The organism is Enterococcus durans (assembly GCF_002277935.1).
Lineage (GTDB): Bacteria > Bacillota > Bacilli > Lactobacillales > Enterococcaceae > Enterococcus_B > Enterococcus_B durans.
Map to the genome: position 1 here is coordinate 1,351,254 of NZ_CP022930.1, position 16,777 is coordinate 1,368,030.

16 protein-coding genes and 2 pseudogenes are annotated in these 16,777 nt (G+C 39.1%); 11 read left to right on the plus strand and 7 right to left on the minus strand.

Annotation, left to right across the window (positions count from 1 at the left end; genetic code table 11):
• Positions 1-13 precede the first annotated feature (13 nt).
• A complete protein-coding gene (gene glpO / locus CJZ72_RS06480; RefSeq protein ID WP_081133832.1) occupies positions 14-1,837 on the plus strand; it encodes a type 1 glycerol-3-phosphate oxidase in 1,824 nt (607 codons plus the stop codon).
• On the plus strand, positions 1,838-2,554 hold the full coding sequence (locus CJZ72_RS06485; protein ID WP_005875469.1) for an MIP/aquaporin family protein: 717 nt from the start codon (positions 1,838-1,840) through the stop codon (positions 2,552-2,554).
• A 48-nt stretch (positions 2,555-2,602) separates the two neighbouring features.
• Here the strand turns inward: CJZ72_RS06485 and CJZ72_RS15240 are convergent.
• Positions 2,603-2,722, minus strand: a pseudogene (locus tag CJZ72_RS15240) (DUF3788 family protein); the annotation flags it as partial.
• A gap of 138 nt (positions 2,723-2,860) precedes the next feature.
• Positions 2,861-3,244: a DUF1093 domain-containing protein gene (locus tag CJZ72_RS06495; RefSeq protein WP_005875471.1), complete on the minus strand. Its 384-nt coding sequence runs from the start codon at positions 3,242-3,244 to the stop codon at positions 2,861-2,863.
• Positions 3,245-3,655: 411 nt separating this feature from the next.
• Here CJZ72_RS06495 and CJZ72_RS06500 point away from each other — a divergent pair, with 411 nt between their 5' ends.
• The 3 genes and pseudogenes from CJZ72_RS06500 to CJZ72_RS15065 all read left to right on the plus strand — a co-directional run.
• The gene (locus CJZ72_RS06500; protein WP_081133833.1) at positions 3,656-5,557 is read left to right on the plus strand and encodes an endonuclease MutS2; all 1,902 of its coding nucleotides are present in this window, start codon (positions 3,656-3,658) and stop codon (positions 5,555-5,557) included.
• An 89-nt stretch (positions 5,558-5,646) separates the two neighbouring features.
• Positions 5,647-6,207, plus strand: coding sequence for a CDP-alcohol phosphatidyltransferase family protein (locus tag CJZ72_RS06505; protein ID WP_081133834.1), 561 nt, complete (start codon positions 5,647-5,649; stop codon positions 6,205-6,207).
• A 134-nt stretch (positions 6,208-6,341) separates the two neighbouring features.
• Positions 6,342-6,461, plus strand: a pseudogene (locus CJZ72_RS15065) (DUF3788 family protein); the annotation flags it as partial.
• 54 nt (positions 6,462-6,515) lie between these two features.
• On the opposite strand, the gene CJZ72_RS06515 reads toward CJZ72_RS15065, so the two are convergent.
• Entirely contained in the window at positions 6,516-6,830 is a 315-nt protein-coding gene (locus CJZ72_RS06515) for a DsrE family protein (RefSeq protein ID WP_005875478.1), read from the minus strand.
• Between the two features lie 11 nt (positions 6,831-6,841).
• The gene (locus tag CJZ72_RS06520) at positions 6,842-7,102 is read right to left on the minus strand and encodes a metal-sensitive transcriptional regulator (protein ID WP_081133835.1); all 261 of its coding nucleotides are present in this window, start codon (positions 7,100-7,102) and stop codon (positions 6,842-6,844) included.
• Positions 7,103-7,270: 168 nt separating this feature from the next.
• Here CJZ72_RS06520 and CJZ72_RS06525 point away from each other — a divergent pair, with 168 nt between their 5' ends.
• On the plus strand, positions 7,271-7,582 hold the full coding sequence (locus tag CJZ72_RS06525; RefSeq protein ID WP_081133836.1) for a rhodanese-like domain-containing protein: 312 nt from the start codon (positions 7,271-7,273) through the stop codon (positions 7,580-7,582).
• Entirely contained in the window at positions 7,583-9,238 is a 1,656-nt protein-coding gene (locus CJZ72_RS06530; protein ID WP_081133837.1) for an FAD-dependent oxidoreductase, read from the plus strand.
• A gap of 176 nt (positions 9,239-9,414) precedes the next feature.
• Here CJZ72_RS06530 and CJZ72_RS06535 read toward each other — a convergent pair whose 3' ends face one another.
• On the minus strand, positions 9,415-10,293 hold the full coding sequence (locus tag CJZ72_RS06535; RefSeq protein ID WP_081133838.1) for a cation diffusion facilitator family transporter: 879 nt from the start codon (positions 10,291-10,293) through the stop codon (positions 9,415-9,417).
• 806 nt (positions 10,294-11,099) lie between these two features.
• Between CJZ72_RS06535 and CJZ72_RS06550 the strand changes: the two genes are divergently transcribed.
• Positions 11,100-12,557, plus strand: a complete 1,458-nt coding sequence (locus CJZ72_RS06550; RefSeq protein ID WP_095443698.1) for an NAD-dependent succinate-semialdehyde dehydrogenase — start codon at positions 11,100-11,102, stop codon at positions 12,555-12,557.
• A 310-nt stretch (positions 12,558-12,867) separates the two neighbouring features.
• Here the strand turns inward: CJZ72_RS06550 and CJZ72_RS06555 are convergent, their stop codons facing one another.
• Both CJZ72_RS06555 and CJZ72_RS06560 read right to left on the minus strand, forming a co-directional pair.
• Positions 12,868-13,836 (minus strand): glycosyltransferase family 2 protein, encoded by a 969-nt coding sequence (locus tag CJZ72_RS06555; RefSeq protein WP_081133841.1) that lies wholly within the window; start codon positions 13,834-13,836, stop codon positions 12,868-12,870.
• Between the two features lie 180 nt (positions 13,837-14,016).
• Positions 14,017-14,367 carry a PepSY domain-containing protein gene (locus CJZ72_RS06560; RefSeq protein ID WP_005875490.1) on the minus strand — a complete coding sequence of 117 codons (351 nt, stop codon included), beginning with the start codon at positions 14,365-14,367 and terminating at the stop codon, positions 14,017-14,019.
• A 197-nt stretch (positions 14,368-14,564) separates the two neighbouring features.
• Here CJZ72_RS06560 and pepA point away from each other — a divergent pair, with 197 nt between their 5' ends.
• From pepA to CJZ72_RS06575, 3 genes are all read left to right on the plus strand, one after another.
• A complete protein-coding gene (gene pepA / locus CJZ72_RS06565) occupies positions 14,565-15,644 on the plus strand; it encodes a glutamyl aminopeptidase (protein WP_081133843.1) in 1,080 nt (359 codons plus the stop codon).
• 304 nt (positions 15,645-15,948) lie between these two features.
• Complete coding sequence (locus tag CJZ72_RS06570) at positions 15,949-16,269, plus strand: thioredoxin family protein (protein WP_005875492.1); 321 nt, start codon at positions 15,949-15,951, stop codon at positions 16,267-16,269.
• 21 nt (positions 16,270-16,290) lie between these two features.
• A complete protein-coding gene (locus CJZ72_RS06575; RefSeq protein WP_081133844.1) occupies positions 16,291-16,758 on the plus strand; it encodes a universal stress protein in 468 nt (155 codons plus the stop codon).
• The last annotated feature ends 19 nt before the right edge of the window (positions 16,759-16,777 follow it).

The following is a 16,777-nucleotide window of genomic DNA, read 5'->3' on the forward strand; positions in this document are numbered from 1 at the left end:
GGGAGGGAACGTTATGTTTTCAAGAGGAACGAGACAAGAAAATATTGAAAAAATGCAACAAGAAGAATTAGATTTATTGATCATCGGTGGTGGGATCACTGGTGCTGGTGTAGCCATCCAAGCAGCAGCTTCAGGAATCAAAACCGGTCTGATCGAGATGCAGGATTTTGCAGAAGGAACTTCTTCACGTTCAACGAAATTAGTCCATGGAGGCATTCGTTACTTAAAAACATTTGATGTGGAAGTAGTTGCTGATACAGTAGGCGAGCGAGCTGTTGTACAAAGTATCGCACCTCATATACCAAAACCTGATCCAATGCTACTACCTATCTACGAAGATGAAGGAGCGACGACATTCAATATGTTTTCAGTCAAAGTCGCAATGGATCTTTATGACAAGCTAGCAAATGTGACCGGTACCAAATATGAGAACTACACATTGACTCCCGAAGAAGTCTTAGAACGTGAACCTTTCTTGAAAAAAGAAGGTCTAAAGGGTGCAGGTGTATACTTGGACTTTCGCAACAACGATTCCCGTTTAGTCATCGAAAATATCAAGAAAGCAGCAGAAGATGGCGCTTATCTGGTAAGTAAAATGAAAGCGGTTGGCTTTTTATATGACAACGATCAGATCGTAGGCGTCAAAGCGCGGGATCTATTAACAGATGAAGTAGTAGAAATCAAAGCAAAAATAGTGATCAATACAAGCGGTCCATGGGTAGATAAGATCCGCAACTTGAATTTCAAACGAGCAGTTTCCCCTAAAATGCGTCCTACAAAAGGAATCCATTTAGTGGTAGATGCCAAAAAACTACCAGTGCCACAACCAACTTATTTTGATACAGGAAAACAAGATGGTCGTATGGTCTTTGCGATCCCTAGAGAAAATAAAACCTATTTTGGCACAACTGATACAGATTATCAAGGAGACTACACCGATCCTAAAGTGACACAGGAAGATGTGGATTATTTGTTGGAAGTTGTCAACCATCGCTATCCAGAGGCGAATATCACGTTACAAGATGTTGAGGCAAGCTGGGCAGGCTTACGTCCTTTATTGATTGGAAATTCTGGTTCAGACTATAATGGCGGTGACAATGGTTCGATTTCAGATAAAAGCTTTGGGAAAGTGATCGATACAGTCACAGAATATAAAGAAAACAAAGTAACACGTGTAGAAGTCGAAGATGTATTGAATCACTTGGAAAACAGTCGCGACGAAAAAGCACCATCAACGGTTTCCCGAGGAAGTTCTTTGGAAAGAGAACCAGACGGATTAGTGACACTTTCTGGTGGGAAGATCACCGACTATCGTAAGATGGCAGAAGGGGCATTGAAATTGATCCGTCAATTGTTAAAAGACGAATATGGTGTGACAGCCAAAGAAATCGATTCGAAGCATTATCCAGTGTCAGGGGGAGATTTTGACCCAACTAAATTAGAAGAAACAGTCGAAGAATTAACAAAAATCGGTGTTGAAGCAGGATTAGCGGAGGAAGACGCTGGTTATATTGCGGACTTCTATGGCACGAATGCGAAGAAAATCTACGCACTTGCAAAAGATATGACACCATATCCAGGGTTAAGTTTGGCAGAATCTGCTCGCTTACGTTACGGATTAGAAGAAGAAATGGTCTTGGCACCAGGTGATTATTTGATTCGTCGAACGAACCATCTATTGTTTGAAAGAGATCAATTGGATGCAATCAAACAACCAATCATTGATGCAATCGCCACATACTTTGCTTGGTCACCAGAAGAGAAGAAACGTCAAGAAAATCGGTTAGAAGAATTGATTGCTGAGTCGGATTTACGTGACCTAAAGGAGGAGAAATAAATGAATGCAGAGATGACCCAGATCATGGGTGAATTTATTGGGACGATGATTTTGATTTTATTAGGTGATGGTGTTTGTGCGGCAGTCAACTTAAACAAGAGTAAAGCACAAGCTTCAGGTTGGATCGTCATTGCATTTGGTTGGGGCATGGCTGTAACGATGGGTGTCTATATTTCTGGATTTATGGGACCAGCACATTTGAATCCAGCAGTATCTTTAGCTATGGCAATGACAGGAGCAATCGGTTGGAACCTCGTGATCCCATTTATTATTGCACAGATGTTAGGAGCTTTTGTTGGGGCGATTCTTGTTTGGTTAGCATATCTGCCACATTGGGGCGTGACAAAAGACCAAGATGCTATTTTAGGTACCTTTGCAACTGGTCCAGCTATACGTAATTATCCAGCTAACTTTATTACTGAATTGATTGGCACATTTGTCTTGGTTTTAGGGCTACTTGCATTTGGACAAAATGCTTTTGCAGATGGTACAAATGTATTTGCTGTCGGTGGGTTGATCTTGGCTATCGGTCTTTCATTAGGCGGACCTACCGGATATGCGATCAATCCAGCTCGTGACCTTGGTCCGCGTATTGCTCATGCAGTATTGCCGATCGGAAACAAAGGAACTTCAGACTGGGCCTATTCTTGGGTGCCAGTAGTTGGACCAATGGTTGGCGCTATTGTAGCAGTGGGAGTATACATGTTGATGGTCTAAGACGTTTGAATGTAGGACAAATCTAAAAATCAGGTTTGCTACAGACTCTCGAATAAACGGCGGGAACAGAAGTAACTCCTTCGGAAATAAGCCGAAATTCACAAAAATTTGAAAAGCAATTTTCGTTCATTTCTTCTTATTTCTCGGAGTTAAACACTTCTGTGCCAGCCTCTCTCAAATAAACGACGTCCAAAAGTCAGTCCTCATAAAAAAGTTTAGTAAAATAAGAGCAAATAATCAGGTGCCGACGAATCGGTTCTGATCATTTGCTCTTTTGCTTGATTCAAATAGATTTGATTTGAGAAATCAGTTATTTGTTAATTTATTCAAGACATCTTTAGGGATTTTTGATTCTTCAATCGCAGATGGTCCCTTTGTTATTCGTTTTTTACTTACTTCAGCCGTGATGTAAGAGTTTGGTTCTAAAGGCTGTGGTTTTTCAGAAGAAACGGCGTAGGACATATCGATTTTTTGACCGCTCTCAGTGACAAAGGTCAATTGATAGTCATAAGACTTTAAGTTATCCACTTTTTTTCCTTGATTATCCAGTGTATCTTTTAGTGGTGGAACTGTTTCTGGTATTTTTGCGTAGGCTGTTTCACTTTTATAGGTTTCTTCATAATATTTATACCCTTTATATCCACCAAAGGCTAATAGCAAAAGGACGATTACAGCAATTACTTTTTTCATTTGATTCACACTCTTTTCGTTTTTTTCTATTATCTACTAAGTGCCAATTAAAGGAAAGCGAAACAGGTAACAATTTTGTTAGTTGAACGAACAAATTTCTTTGTTTGGTAAAAGCGATTTCTTGTATTAGTTGACAGGCAAAAACAAAGTTGATATAGTTGGGGTGAAAATAAATAAAACCTAGATGAATGAGGTATTTTGATGAGTGTAGCAGGTATCTAACGTAGTCAGTTGAATAGCCAATAAAGCAAGAAGCTTATTTGGCGTGCGTATAGATGATACCTGTCAAAACCAATAGTTTGTATTCAACAAGGACGGGACATGTCTTATTTAAGTGGATGTCCTGTTCTTTTATTTTATCACTAGGTCTTATTTATTTGGGACAGGTATCTCTTCAATAAAGGAGAGAATATGAAAGATACACTCAATAAATTACAATTCGAAGAAATTAAAAACGAAGTCAAAAAACGAGCTATCGGGAATCACAGTAAAGAACGAATCGATGAAATGACCATCCAAACAAATCTGCAAACTGTTCGAACCCGACAAACAGAAACGAAAGAAGCACGGCTCATCTTAGAAAGTAATCAGCATGTTCCATTCATGGGATTGACGAGGATCGATGCATTAACGGCACAAGTAAAGAAAGGCTTGATTTTGACTCCCTCAGAATTGATCGAGTATGCTGATTTTTTAAGAAGTAGTCGGTTGATTACGAAATTCTTTGAAAAAAATTGCTATCAGACACCGCTATTGTATGCGTATAGCAAAAATATGCCCAACCTAGTTGAAATCGAAGAGTTGATCTATCAACAAATCAAGAATCAAAAGGTAAGTGATGATGCTTCGCGACAGTTGCGAAAGGTACGAAAACAGTTGCAAGTGACAGAAAAGGAAATCCAAGATCGCTTGTTGAAATTTTTGCGGCATCCCGCGAATAAAGAAATGATCCAAGAAACGATGATTGTTCAAAAAGGAGATCATTATACGATTCCAATCAAGGCAAGTTACAAAAACAAGATACCTGGAAGTATCATCGAGCAATCCAACAAAGGAACAACTGTATTTATTGAACCGACAGCTGTTGAAAAAGCAAGTGGGCACTACCAACTGCTAAAAGCAGAAGAAATTGCAGAAGAGTACCAAGTGTTGGCAGCTTTGACTGGCGCATTGGCTGAGAAAGAATATGCAATTGATTTGATCATTGAGACTGTCACACGTTTAGATATTCTTTTTGCTCGAGCAAAGTATAGTCGGGAAATCAAAGGTGTCACGCCTATCGTCAATAAATCGGAATATATCAACATTAAACAGGGAAGACACCCTTTGCTGACAGGAAAGGCTGTCCCATTGGATTTTGAATTGGGGAAAGATTACCGTGGGTTAGTGATCACTGGCGCGAATGCCGGTGGAAAAACAGTCGTTTTGAAAACTGTGGGACTACTTACCCTCATGGGGATGTTCGGGTTGCAAGTACCAGCAGATGAAGGTACAGAGTTAGCAGTCTTTGATGGTGTTTTTGTCGATATTGGTGATCAACAGAATATTGAAAATGCCTTGAGTACGTTCTCTGGTCATATGCACAATATTGCAGCGATTTTAGGTAAAATCAAAAGGAATACGCTGGTTTTACTAGATGAGATCGGTAGTGGGACAGAGCCAAATGAAGGGGCAGCTTTGGCGGTGGCTATCATGGAAGCAATGTATGAAAAAGGCGCTTTGGTTGTTGCAACTACGCATTATGGGGAAATCAAAAAGTTTGCCAAAGACCATGAAGACTTTATTCCTGCGGCTATGGCATTTGACCGAGAAAAATTGAAACCGAAGTATCTTCTGCGAGTTGGTGAAACTGGCGAAAGCCAAGCGCTGTGGATCGCCAAAAAAATGGAGATGTCTCCAGAGCTTATTCAACAAGCACAACATTATATCTACAATAAGGCCTATCAAACAAAGAAAAAAGCATTCCAAACGCTCGTCCAGAAGGAAAACGTGAAAGAAGAATTGGAACGATTTTCAAAAGGGGATCGAGTATTCTCGACCATCCATCAAAAAGAAGGTCTGATTTTTGAAGATCAAGGAGAAAACACATTGATCTTTTACTTGGACAGTGAAAAAATCGAAGTACCACGTTCCCGTGTGACTCTAAAAAGGCGCGCAGAAGAATTGTACCCAGAAAATTATGATCTGGACAGTCTATTTACAGATTTCAAAACGAGAAAATGGCAGAGGGATATCGAACGTGGCTCGAAAAAAGCCCACAAACAATTAGCTAAAGAAGCGCGTGAACGACAGAAAAATCAGCGACAAACGTAAAATAGGGATATTCAGCGGCAAGGTAAAAATTGGCACATCTATTTTGTTAGGTTAGAATAGACTAAAGTCTATTTAAGGGGCTGTAAAAGATGAAGCAACTATCCAATTGGCGTAAAGAAATACGAACGATCCCCAACCTATTATCTCTTTTTCGTGTTGTGTTATTACCTGTTTATCTTTATCTTGTCGCGCAACATTCTTTTTATTTAGCTGGTGTGATCATCGCTATTTCAGGTCTTACTGATTTTTTAGACGGTTTTATTGCTCGCCGTTTCAATCAAATCACGGAATTAGGAAAAATCCTTGATCCTGTGGCTGATAAATTGACTCAATTGTTTTTGATTCTATCCATGGCATGGCAACGTCCACTGATTTGGCTCGTATTAGGTCTATTCATTGTCAAAGAAGGCTTTATGTTACTAGCTGGAATCATTGGTCTCAGGCATCATGTCAAATTAGATGGTGCAAAATGGTATGGAAAATTAGCGACCGCCGTCATCTATGCAGGAATGGCAATTTTGTTACTCTTTCCTGACCTCACCGGTAGATGGGTCAACTGGATATTTGGTGTGATCACTTATTGTTTGGCACAATCATTTGTGCTGTATATAGGCACCTACCAAAAATTATTAAAATCAGTCGATGATTAAAAACAGAGATTGAGACAAAAGTCATTTAGGTTTGAGAAATTGGAGAAAAAAACGAACAATACGTTTTTTGTATTGCTCGTTTTTTTAAAATTTCCGAAAAGCCTGACTTTTAGATGCCGTTTATTTGAGAGAGGCTGGCACAGAAGTGTTTAACTCCGAGAAATAAGAAGAAATGAACGAAAATTGCTTTTCAAATTTTTGTGAATTTCGGCTTATTTCCGAAGGAGTTGCTTCTTTTACCGCCGTTTATCCGAGAGTCTGTAGCAAAACTGATTTTTAGATTTATCCCATATTCTATTTTTGTTTCATTATGGTTTGATATAAGCAAAGCCTTTTTCTTGTAATTCGATCAGATCTAAAACACCCGCTGGTACGATGACCACTTGTTCAGGTAATGCTTTTTCGCTGATTTCATTCGCACGTAAAGCGTTAGCACAAGCATGGAATGTTACATCTGGTAATGCGAGGAAATCCGCATTCTGGTTATCAAGATAGCCTGTTATTCCGTGACCGTTAACAGTAACGATGATCTCTGTTTTCGGTGCTGCTTTCAGTAGATTTTTGACGTTTTGCTTCGTTTCGAGCCACTTTGCTGTTTCGTCGATGTGAAAGACAACTTTCATTGTTTCGCTCCTTACTTTTTGATGATCATATTGATTGCTTGTTCCATTTTTTTTGCTTGTTCCTCTGGACTATTCTCAGGGTGTTCCAAACAATCCTTGAGATTTTCGGCAACGATCATTCCCATGACACGATCAATACTGGAACGAACGGCGCTCAACTGCGTAATAACATCCATACATTCTTTATTTTCGTCGATCATTTTTTGGATTCCGCGTATTTGACCTTCCGTGCGCTTTAAACGATTCATAATGTTTTTGTTATCGATTTCCATCTTGAATCCTCCTTGTTGTTCTATTTGGATAATACCTTATATAGGTATAGTTTGTAAATAAATAAGTCAATTTTTAAATTTAGGAATCGAATAGTTGACAAATATCAGTATATTGTGTTGAATATACCCCGTGAGGTATTTTAAAAAATTAAACGAGGTGGCATAAAAATGATGTTGTTCCAAACGATACAATCTATTACAATTGCTGAATTAAAAGGAAAACTAACAAGTTCTATTCAATTGATCGATGTGAGAACGCCAAATGAATACCGGGGTGGGCATATTCGACAAGCTAAGAATTTACCATTGCAAAGAATCACTAGTTTTAAAGGTGATCAGGAAAAACCTGTTTATGTGATCTGTCAGTCAGGTATGCGAAGCAAGCAGGCAACGAAAGAATTGAACAAAATGGGCTATCAGGCGATCAATGTACGAGGTGGCATGAATCAATGGTTGGATAAAACAATAGGAGGTAAGTAAATGAAAGTAGTGATTATTGGTGGTGTAGCAGGAGGAATGTCTGCAGCAACTCGATTACGCCGCTTAAAAGAAGATGCAGAAATCGTCGTTTTTGAAAAAGGGCCATTTGTTTCATTTGCCAATTGTGGACTGCCCTATTATGTTTCGGGGGAAATTGACGAACGTGAAAAACTTTTAGTCCAAACTCCTGAGACGTTAGCTGCTCGCTTTCAACTTGATGTCCGTCCAAATCATGAAGTCACAGCTATTTTAACAGATGAGAAAAAAGTCGAAGTACAGCATGATGGAATACGGACAATGGAATCATATGACGTGCTGTTGCTTTCTCCAGGCGCAAAACCGTTTGTACCACCTATTGCTGGTCTGTCAGAAGCGAAAAACGTCTTCACCGTTAGAAATGTACCAGACATTGATAAGATAATGCACGTCCTTGATATCCAACCAAAACAAGCAGTAGTTGTCGGTGCAGGATTTATTGGGCTTGAGATGGCAGAAAATTTGACCAAACGAGGACTTGAAGTAACAGTTGTGGAGAGTGCACCACATATTTTGCCGACCTTAGATGAGGAAATGGCTGCATTCGTTCATGCAGAATTAGAAGAAAAAGGTGTAACAGTCAAAACCAATCAAGCGGTCATCGCTTTTGAAGAGGAAGGCCAGTTATTGCGTTTAGCAGATGGTACTGCTATTCCTTCCGAACTGACGATTTTATCTGTAGGAGTAGCTCCTGACAGTACATTGGCAAAACAAGCCGGTCTTGAAACTGGAATCAAAGGCGGTATTCTCGTTGATGAATATTATCAAACGAGTGATCCTGCTATTTATGCAGTAGGCGATGCAATCATCGTCAAACAACAAATCACAGGTGAAGACGCGTTAATTTCGTTGGCCTCCCCAGCCAATCGTCAAGGACGTCAAGTAGCAGATAATATCGCTGGCACTGCACGAAAGAACCAAGGAAGTATCGGTACAGCGATTTTACGCGTATTTGATCTGACTGCAGCTTCTACAGGATTAAATGAACGAGCAGCTAAACAAGCAGGTCTCTCTTATTCAGTTATCCATGTCTCAGGAAAGGATCATGCAAGTTATTATCCAGACGCATCTGATCTTCTTTTGAAATTGATCTTTGATCCAAAAACTGGTGAAATCTACGGAGCGCAAGGAATTGGTGAAAAAGGCGTGGATAAAAGAGTAGATGTTCTGGCTACTGCAATCAAAGGAAAGTTAACCATCTTTGATTTACCGGAATTGGAATTGACTTATGCGCCACCTTTCGGTTCAGCAAAAGATCCGGTGAACATGTTAGGTTATGCAGCCATGAATGTTGCGGAAGGATTAAGTGAGCTAATCCAATGGCATGAGTTACCTGAAGCTTTGGCCAATGGAAAAGTATTATTGGATGTGCGAAATGAAGGTGAATTAGCCAATGGCGCATTTCCGCATGCTACAAATATTCCTTTGCACGAGTTACGTTGTCGCTTGAGCGAGTTAGAGAAGAACCAAGAATATATCGTAAGTTGCCATAGTGGACTACGAAGTTATTTAGCTGAACGTATCTTAAAACAAGCTGGTTTCCATGTTCAAAATTTAGACGGCGCATTTGCGCTTTATCGTGCAGTACGCCCAAATGAACTTGTTTATCCCCATCAATAAAAAAATCCGCCTCATTATGTGCAATGCTTTTCAACTTAAAAAAATAAGTGAGGAGATTAGTAAGAGTAGCTAGGGAAAAAGCGTATCACTCCAATTTTTTAGAGTGATACGCTTTTTCCCACTTTATTTTCCACCTTTTCTCAGATGAGTCATCAGTTTTTGAAATCATTGTTCCTTTATTTCTCAACAAATGGCTCTACGTGGACATCCGTTTCGTGGACTTGAAATTTTTCGAATAAACGATGTTCAATAATATCAGAAACAGTATGGCTTTCTTTTACTGTTAGATCAGAATCCATCAAGACTGTGATGTCAACATAGATATTTGAACCATAGTTTCGTCCTCGAATATCTTTCACTTGTCTTACTTCCGGAATTTTTTCAATTGTTTCTTTGTAACGAACAAGTTCAGCTTGATCGAAACCGTCGGATAATGAAAACGAACTTTCCCTAAAAATATCAACAGCCGTTTTTAAAATCAGTAGTCCGACAACCATTGCTGCTAGTGTGTCTAACCAACCCAACTGAAAAGATGCAGCAAAAACAGCAATTGCTGTACCAATACTTGTCCAGGCATCACTTCGGTTATCTTTTGCTGCAGCCAGAAGCCCAGGACTTTTAACTTTTTCGGCTAACTTTTTGTTGAAGTAATAGACGATGTACATAAGGATAGCGGAAAAAATACCTACGATCGCAGCAGTAATATCGGGACTCCCCGTCTCCTTGTCCATGAAAGAACGAATGGACGAATACAGGACCTCAATCCCTACCAGCAACATGATAAAGGAAGTAACTAGGCTGGCAATATTCTCTGCTTTCCAGTGACCGTAACGGTGTTCATTATCTGCAGGCTTCCGAGAAATCCGGAGGCCGATCAATACAGCAATCGATGCAAGGATATCTGTAAAATTATTCAATCCATCTGCTCTTAAAGCTTCAGAATCTGCGATATTTCCGATAGAAAGTTTTAGGATCGATACGATAACATAAGCCAGAATGCTGATGATAGCACCTAATTCGGCTTGTTTCAATTGTTGGTATCTTTCGTTGTTCATAAATGTTCACTCCAAAATAAAAATATTTTACTATCATATAATATTTTGAGTGTCTATTTAGTAAAGTGTGTAAAATATAATAGTTTTGGAGTAGCGAAATTTTGTACTATGCATCTCTTGAATCCATTAATAGGAAAGTCGAAGGAAGCTTTTTTGCCAACTAGAAAATCAGCAATGGAACATTTCAAACATGAAAAGCTGTTTTTCTCTGTTCATTCTTATTGCTTGATGCAGAACAGCCTTTTCACAACCTAATCTACGGTGTTCAAGAAGCAACTCCTCAACAATAAGGCCTAGATTTTCAAAATATGAGAAGCTATTTTAAAAATCTAGTTCTTATTTGCTCGGAGCTGAGCGCTTCTTTCACAACCTTATCCACGGTGTTCAAAGAGCTGACCTTCGGCAATAAGTCAAAAAATCTCAAAATATGAGGAACTATTTCGAGATTTTCTTCCTTATTGCTCAGGTCAAAACGCTCTTTTCACAACCTATTCCACGGTGTTCAAAGGCCTGCATCTTCAACAATAAGCCTAAACAGATGAAAAACATGAAAAGCTGTTTTTCTCTGTTCATTCTTATTGCTTGATGCAGAACAGCCTTTTCACAACCTAATCCACGGTGTTCAAAGCCCAACTCCTTGAAATAAGTCTGGATTTTTCAAAACATGGAGAGCTGTTTCGAAAAATCCATTCTTATTGTCGGCGGAGCTGAACAGCCTTTTCACAACCTTTATGCATATGTTTTGAGCTTTGCTTTTCTCCGTGTTAGGGTGGGATTGTACCGAATAAGAAGGAGGAAACTGACACATGGCAAAAATAGATTTACCACAAGTCGAAACTCATCTTTATATCAACGGCAAATGGCTGGAGGGATCGGAAGGTACTTTTGAGGTTAAGAATCCTGCAACTGGGGAGATATTAGCCACTGTTCAAAAGGGTGGAGAAAAAGAAACGAAAGAGGCAATTCAGGCGGCTAATAAAGCGTTTGAAGGCTGGTCACAAACTTCTCCTGCAGAACGAGCAAAATTAATGAATAAAATGGCAGATCTAGTAGAAAATGATAGTGAACGATTGGCAAAAATCATGACGATGGAACAAGGAAAACCGCTAAGTCAAGCAGCAGCGGAAATTCAAACAAATGTGGAGAATCTTCGGTGGAATGCGGCGGAAGGACAGCGTATTTTAGGGGACATCGTTCCTTCACCAACTACTAATCAATGGCAAGTCCGGAAACAGCCAGTCGGAGTAGTAGGAGCCATTACTCCTTGGAACTTTCCTTCTAATATGATCATTCGGAAGATATCGCCAGCAATCGCAGCGGGGTGTACGGTGATTTTAAAACCCGCAAAAGCGACACCGCTTTCAGCACTAGCGCTAATGGAACTATTTGATCAAGCTGGATTTCCTGAAGGAGTCGTCAATATCGTAATGGGGGATTCTTCAACGATTGGTAAGATCTTATCAGAATCTGATGACATTCAAAAAATCACTTTTACAGGTTCAACAGAAGTGGGCCAAATCTTGAATGAACAAGCGGCTCCGACATTGAAAAAAGTTTCAATGGAACTTGGCGGACATGCTCCATTTATTATTTTCCCTGATGCGGATTTAGAATTAGCGACAGAGATGTTGATCAAAACTAAGTTTATCAACAATGGACAAGTGTGTACGTCACCTAATCGAATCTTTATCCATAAAGAGATCAAACAAAAAGCAACAGATCTTATCATGGAAAAGATGAAAGATGTATCTGTAGGTAATGGGTTAGACGACCCAACAACAGGTCCGCTGATCAATGAAGAAGGAATCCAAAAAATCGAAGAACAGCTGAAGGATGCAGTTGATAAAGGGGCACAGATTCTTTGTGGTGGAAAGCGCTTGACAGAAGGCGAGTATGCGAACGGCTTTTTCTTTGAACCAACTGTTTTAGACGGTGTAACAAAAGAAATGGCGATCTTTTATGAAGAAACGTTTGGACCGGTCATTCCACTGATTACATTTGAAGAGGAAGATCAAGTGATCAAGGATGCCAATGATACGATTTTTGGCTTGGCTTCTTACTTCTTCTCGACCAATATCCACACAGTCGATCATGTCAGCAATCAACTGCAATATGGGATGGTGGGAGTAAATGATACAGCGATATCTAACTCTGCTACGCCTTTTGGTGGGGTCAAACATTCTGGATTCGGTCGTGAGAATGGAACCTATGGTGTCGAAGAATATATTGAGGTAAAATTTGTGACGATTCGGACGGCTAAGTAAAAGCACAGCAAATAGAAGAATACGAAAATCAGAAGAGGCTAAGACAGAAGTGTTCAACTCTGAGAAATAAGCCGAAATTCACGAAATTTGCTTTTCAAATTTTTGTGAATTTCGGCTTATTTAAGAAGGTGTTGCTTTTGCTCCCACCGTTTATTCGTTTTTGAAGGGTGAGCCAAAAGTGTTTCTTACTTTTGGCTCACCCTCTTTTCGAATAATCGATGTACGTAGTTTCACTAAAAAAAGCCAAAAAAACCAAAAAACGTAAGAAGTAATTTTGGTTTTCTTTTGACTTTTTCTTATAAGTGAACACTTATTTCTGAGTCTTGCTGTCCATCAATTCTTTTCGATATTCATGATAAACATGATAAAGATTCAATTCGTATTCTTTTTTCGCGTTTGTTACTACGGTGTCTAAAATCAGCCCGGTAACTAGTGAAAGTAAAGCCAGTATCATCAATCCAGTACTCAAAATAGCCGAAGGTACCCGTGTGATGAAGTGGGTCAACATATATTCACGAAGAACTGGTACGCCAGTGAATAGACCAAATAAAAAGAAGAAAAGTGTCCAGATCCCAAAGAACATCAGCGGTTTGTAATCTTTGCACATTTTGATGATCATCATGATCACTTTAAAGCCATCGGAAAAAGTATTTAACTTTGATTCACTTCCTTCTGGACGATCGCGATAATCAATGGGGATTTCTACTAACTTGAATTTTTTATCTAATGCATGGATCGTTAGTTCCGTTTCGATTTGGAAACCAGAACTCATGATAGGAAAGCTTTTGACAAAAATCCGATTAAATCCACGATAGCCAGTCATGACATCGCGTATTTTCGTTTTATACAATTGCGTGATCGTATTTTTAACTAGATTATTACCGAAATCATGGAAAGGACGCTTGTTTTCATCAAAATACGTACCGTTCGACAGTCGGTCACCAATGACCATATCCGCTCTGCCTGAACGAAGTTGATCGAGTAACTCATGGGCCGCTTCTGCTGGATAGGTATCATCACCATCGACCATTAGATAATAATCTGCTTCAATATCAAAAAACATTTGCCGAATCACATTTCCTTTTCCTTGGCGAGGCTCTTTTTTAACGATTGCACCACACTGTAGAGCTAGATCATACGTGTTGTCTGTCGAATTATTGTCATATACATAAATGTCTGCTTGTGGTAATTCTCGTTTAAAGTCTGCAATGACAGTCGAAATCGTTGCTTCTTCATTGTAACAAGGAATTAGAACAGCAATTTTTTCTTGTTGTTCCATTTTTCACTCTCCTTAAATCATCGAAAACACATTTTCCTTTTAAGAATACCGTATCATTTTCGTAAATACTAGTATTCCTAGAGAAAATTAACTTCTTTTTTAGCGCAATTCATAAAGAAATCCCTACGAAAAAACGAAGATGTTTTTTCAGAGAAGGGATAAGGAATCAATTCTATACAGTTAAGCAAATTCACTTTTTTTTCGTGTAATATCTAAAACAGTACCTGTGTAGGCATCCGCTAAGAATTCATAGTAGACAACTTCACCATCTTCGATTCGTGATATACCACCTCGATATGCCTTCGAATGGATCGCAAATTTTCGAGTAGGTTCTTTTTCAAAGGAAATCCAGGAACCTTCAATAGAGCCTTCTTTTAAAAATGATTCTTTGATTTGATGCAAGACTTCATCCGCAGATAAGGTCTTTTTTCGATGATACCAAATAGTTGAAGCAACACCGCTTAACAATCCAAGTCCGATTCCCACAGCAAGACCGCCTTTAAAATAGCTTAGTTCGCTTTCTTCATACATACGTCTTACCTCCTTTTATATCCAATAGCTTCTTTGTGTTTATTCTACCATACTATGGGTTTTTCTTTGAAATAAATAACCACTACTTGTGAAAATAAGTTATAATAAATCCAAGTGATTGGCTAAAAGCGCTAAGGTTTGCGTCAATCAACAATAAGTTTGAGAGGAGCATAGTCTGAATTTTAGACGAACTTTATATGGACGAAAAAACATTTCAACGTATCAAAGAACTAACAGAACTTCAAGGAACAAGTGGTTTTGAGCAAGACATCCGGGAGTATATGGGCGCACACATGGAGCCTTTAGTGGATGAATTACAACAAGACGGGCTAGGTGGGATCTTTGGTTTACGTCACCATGATGATGCGGATGCTCCGCGCGTAATGGTTGCGGCACATATGGATGAAGTTGGCTTCATGTTGACCCAGATCCAAGAAAATGGCTTATTTAAAGTCGTACCTTTAGGCGGATGGAATCCTTACGTCGTTTCTGCCCAACGTTTTACGTTAAAAACATCAACAGGAAAAAATTATCCATGTATTTCTTCCTCTGTACCACCACATTTATTACGCGGTACCAGTGGCCAAAAAGCAGTTGAAGTCACAGATATTTTATTTGATGCCGGCTTTGAGTCACGTGAAGAAGCAATGAGCTTTGGCGTATTACCTGGTGATACGATCGTTCCTTATGCAGAAACAGTCAAAACAGCCAATGGAAAAAATATCATCAGTAAGTCTTGGGATAATCGTTACGGCTGTACAATGGTCTTAGAAGCTTTGGAAGCATTGCAAAATGAAACATTAGGGCATACTTTGATCGCTGGAGCAAATGTACAGGAAGAAGTGGGCTTACGTGGCTCTAAAGTTTCTGTCAACAAATTCAAACCAGATCTTTTCTTTGCAGTTGATTGTTCAGCAGCGGACGATACAAGAACAAAGAATGGCACTTTTGGTCATTTAGGGGAAGGGACATTGATGCGTATTCAAGATCCAGGTTTGATCATGTTACCTCGTCTACGTGAGTATTTATTAGATGTTGCTGAAACGAATCACATTCCTTATCAATACTTTGTTTCAAAAGGCGGAACTGACGCAGGTGCGGCACATACTCAAAATGAAGGAATCCCAAGTACAGTGATCGGTGTTGTAGGACGTTATATCCATACACATCAAACGATGTTCAGCATCCGTGATTTTGAGGCAGCCAGAGAAATGCTGATCCAAACATTAAAAGGGTTAGACAAATCAACTGTTGATACAATCGTATATGGAAAATAAAATATAAGAGAAATGGAAAGTAGCGTATTGCTGAAATATTTATTTTTAACGATACTCTAGGGAACCTTAAAGTATGAGACAAAATTGTTTCTTACTTTTGTCCCACGCTCAAACATACCGAGTCTATTCCATATCTCTTAGAAAATAAGCCTTAACAATCTGAACATAGCTTTTTATGTTTTTAGGATCGTTAAGGCTATTTTTGTAGGAGCGGGACACATTTTTTACAATTTAGGCTTTGGGTTGGTCAGTTTTGGATAAAGGTGTATAATCTAGATGTAAGAAAAAGAAAAGAGGTAAACAGATGATTATTCCTGAGGGTTTAGAAGAATTAGCTAGTTATGTAGAAAAAGGAAATAATATCTTTTTCTTTACTGCAGATTGGTGTGGTGATTGTCGCTTTATCAAACCGCAGATGCCAGAGATCGAAAATGATTTTTCTGGATGGAATTTTATTGAAGTTGATCGTGACAAATACATAGATGTAGCCGCTGAGTGGAGCATTTTTGGAATTCCAAGTTTTGTTGTCATCCAAGACGGAAAAGAATTAGGCCGTCTGGTAAACAAAGACAGAAAAACAAAACAAGAAGTCGAGGATTTCTTAAATCGTGTGATTGAGGGTTAACATCTGCTAGGAGGGATCAAGATGGAACAAGAATATCAAAATATTTTAGTCGGTATCGATGGTAGTGAACAAGCACTTTTAGCGTTTAAAAAAGCGGTCGAAGTTGCTCGAAGAAATCGAGGTACTGTATACGTAGTGAATGTGATCGATCAACAATTTTATAATTTTATGGGCTATGCCCCAATCGATCAAACAGTAGTGGATCAACAAACAGAAGCAGCAAAACAAATGATTGAAGACTGCAAAGCTTACGGGAAAACCGTTGATTATCAAGATATCGAAGGAATCATTGCCTACGGTTCGGTCAGAGAAACAATGGCAATCAATTTACCTAAAAAATATAAAATCGATTTGATCATGGTAGGACAATCAGGTCTAAATGCAGTTGAACGCTTTATGACTGGAAGTGTGGCAAGCTATGTCATTCGTCGAGCACCTTGTGACGTCTTGATCGTGTCAGATGAAGAAGAAGCAGCAACAAAAGAATAAGAACATGCAAGAAGCGTGT

Coding starts and splice junctions, on each gene's coding strand:
- CJZ72_RS06530 (WP_081133837.1), top strand. CDS start 7,583: ATGAAAGTAGTGATTATTGGTGGTGTAGCAGGAGGAATGTCTGCAGCA.
- CJZ72_RS06495 (WP_005875471.1), bottom strand. CDS start 3,244: ATGAAAAAAGTAATTGCTGTAATCGTCCTTTTGCTATTAGCCTTTGGT.
- CJZ72_RS06520 (WP_081133835.1), bottom strand. CDS start 7,102: ATGGAAATCGATAACAAAAACATTATGAATCGTTTAAAGCGCACGGAA.
- CJZ72_RS06500 (WP_081133833.1), top strand. CDS start 3,656: ATGAAAGATACACTCAATAAATTACAATTCGAAGAAATTAAAAACGAA.
- CJZ72_RS06515 (WP_005875478.1), bottom strand. CDS start 6,830: ATGAAAGTTGTCTTTCACATCGACGAAACAGCAAAGTGGCTCGAAACG.
- CJZ72_RS06525 (WP_081133836.1), top strand. CDS start 7,271: ATGATGTTGTTCCAAACGATACAATCTATTACAATTGCTGAATTAAAA.
- CJZ72_RS06535 (WP_081133838.1), bottom strand. CDS start 10,293: ATGAACAACGAAAGATACCAACAATTGAAACAAGCCGAATTAGGTGCT.
- CJZ72_RS06560 (WP_005875490.1), bottom strand. CDS start 14,367: ATGTATGAAGAAAGCGAACTAAGCTATTTTAAAGGCGGTCTTGCTGTG.
- CJZ72_RS06570 (WP_005875492.1), top strand. CDS start 15,949: ATGATTATTCCTGAGGGTTTAGAAGAATTAGCTAGTTATGTAGAAAAA.
- pepA (WP_081133843.1), top strand. CDS start 14,565: ATGGACGAAAAAACATTTCAACGTATCAAAGAACTAACAGAACTTCAA.
- CJZ72_RS06505 (WP_081133834.1), top strand. CDS start 5,647: ATGAAGCAACTATCCAATTGGCGTAAAGAAATACGAACGATCCCCAAC.
- CJZ72_RS06485 (WP_005875469.1), top strand. CDS start 1,838: ATGAATGCAGAGATGACCCAGATCATGGGTGAATTTATTGGGACGATG.
- CJZ72_RS06555 (WP_081133841.1), bottom strand. CDS start 13,836: ATGGAACAACAAGAAAAAATTGCTGTTCTAATTCCTTGTTACAATGAA.
- CJZ72_RS06550 (WP_095443698.1), top strand. CDS start 11,100: ATGGCAAAAATAGATTTACCACAAGTCGAAACTCATCTTTATATCAAC.
- CJZ72_RS06575 (WP_081133844.1), top strand. CDS start 16,291: ATGGAACAAGAATATCAAAATATTTTAGTCGGTATCGATGGTAGTGAA.
- glpO (WP_081133832.1), top strand. CDS start 14: ATGTTTTCAAGAGGAACGAGACAAGAAAATATTGAAAAAATGCAACAA.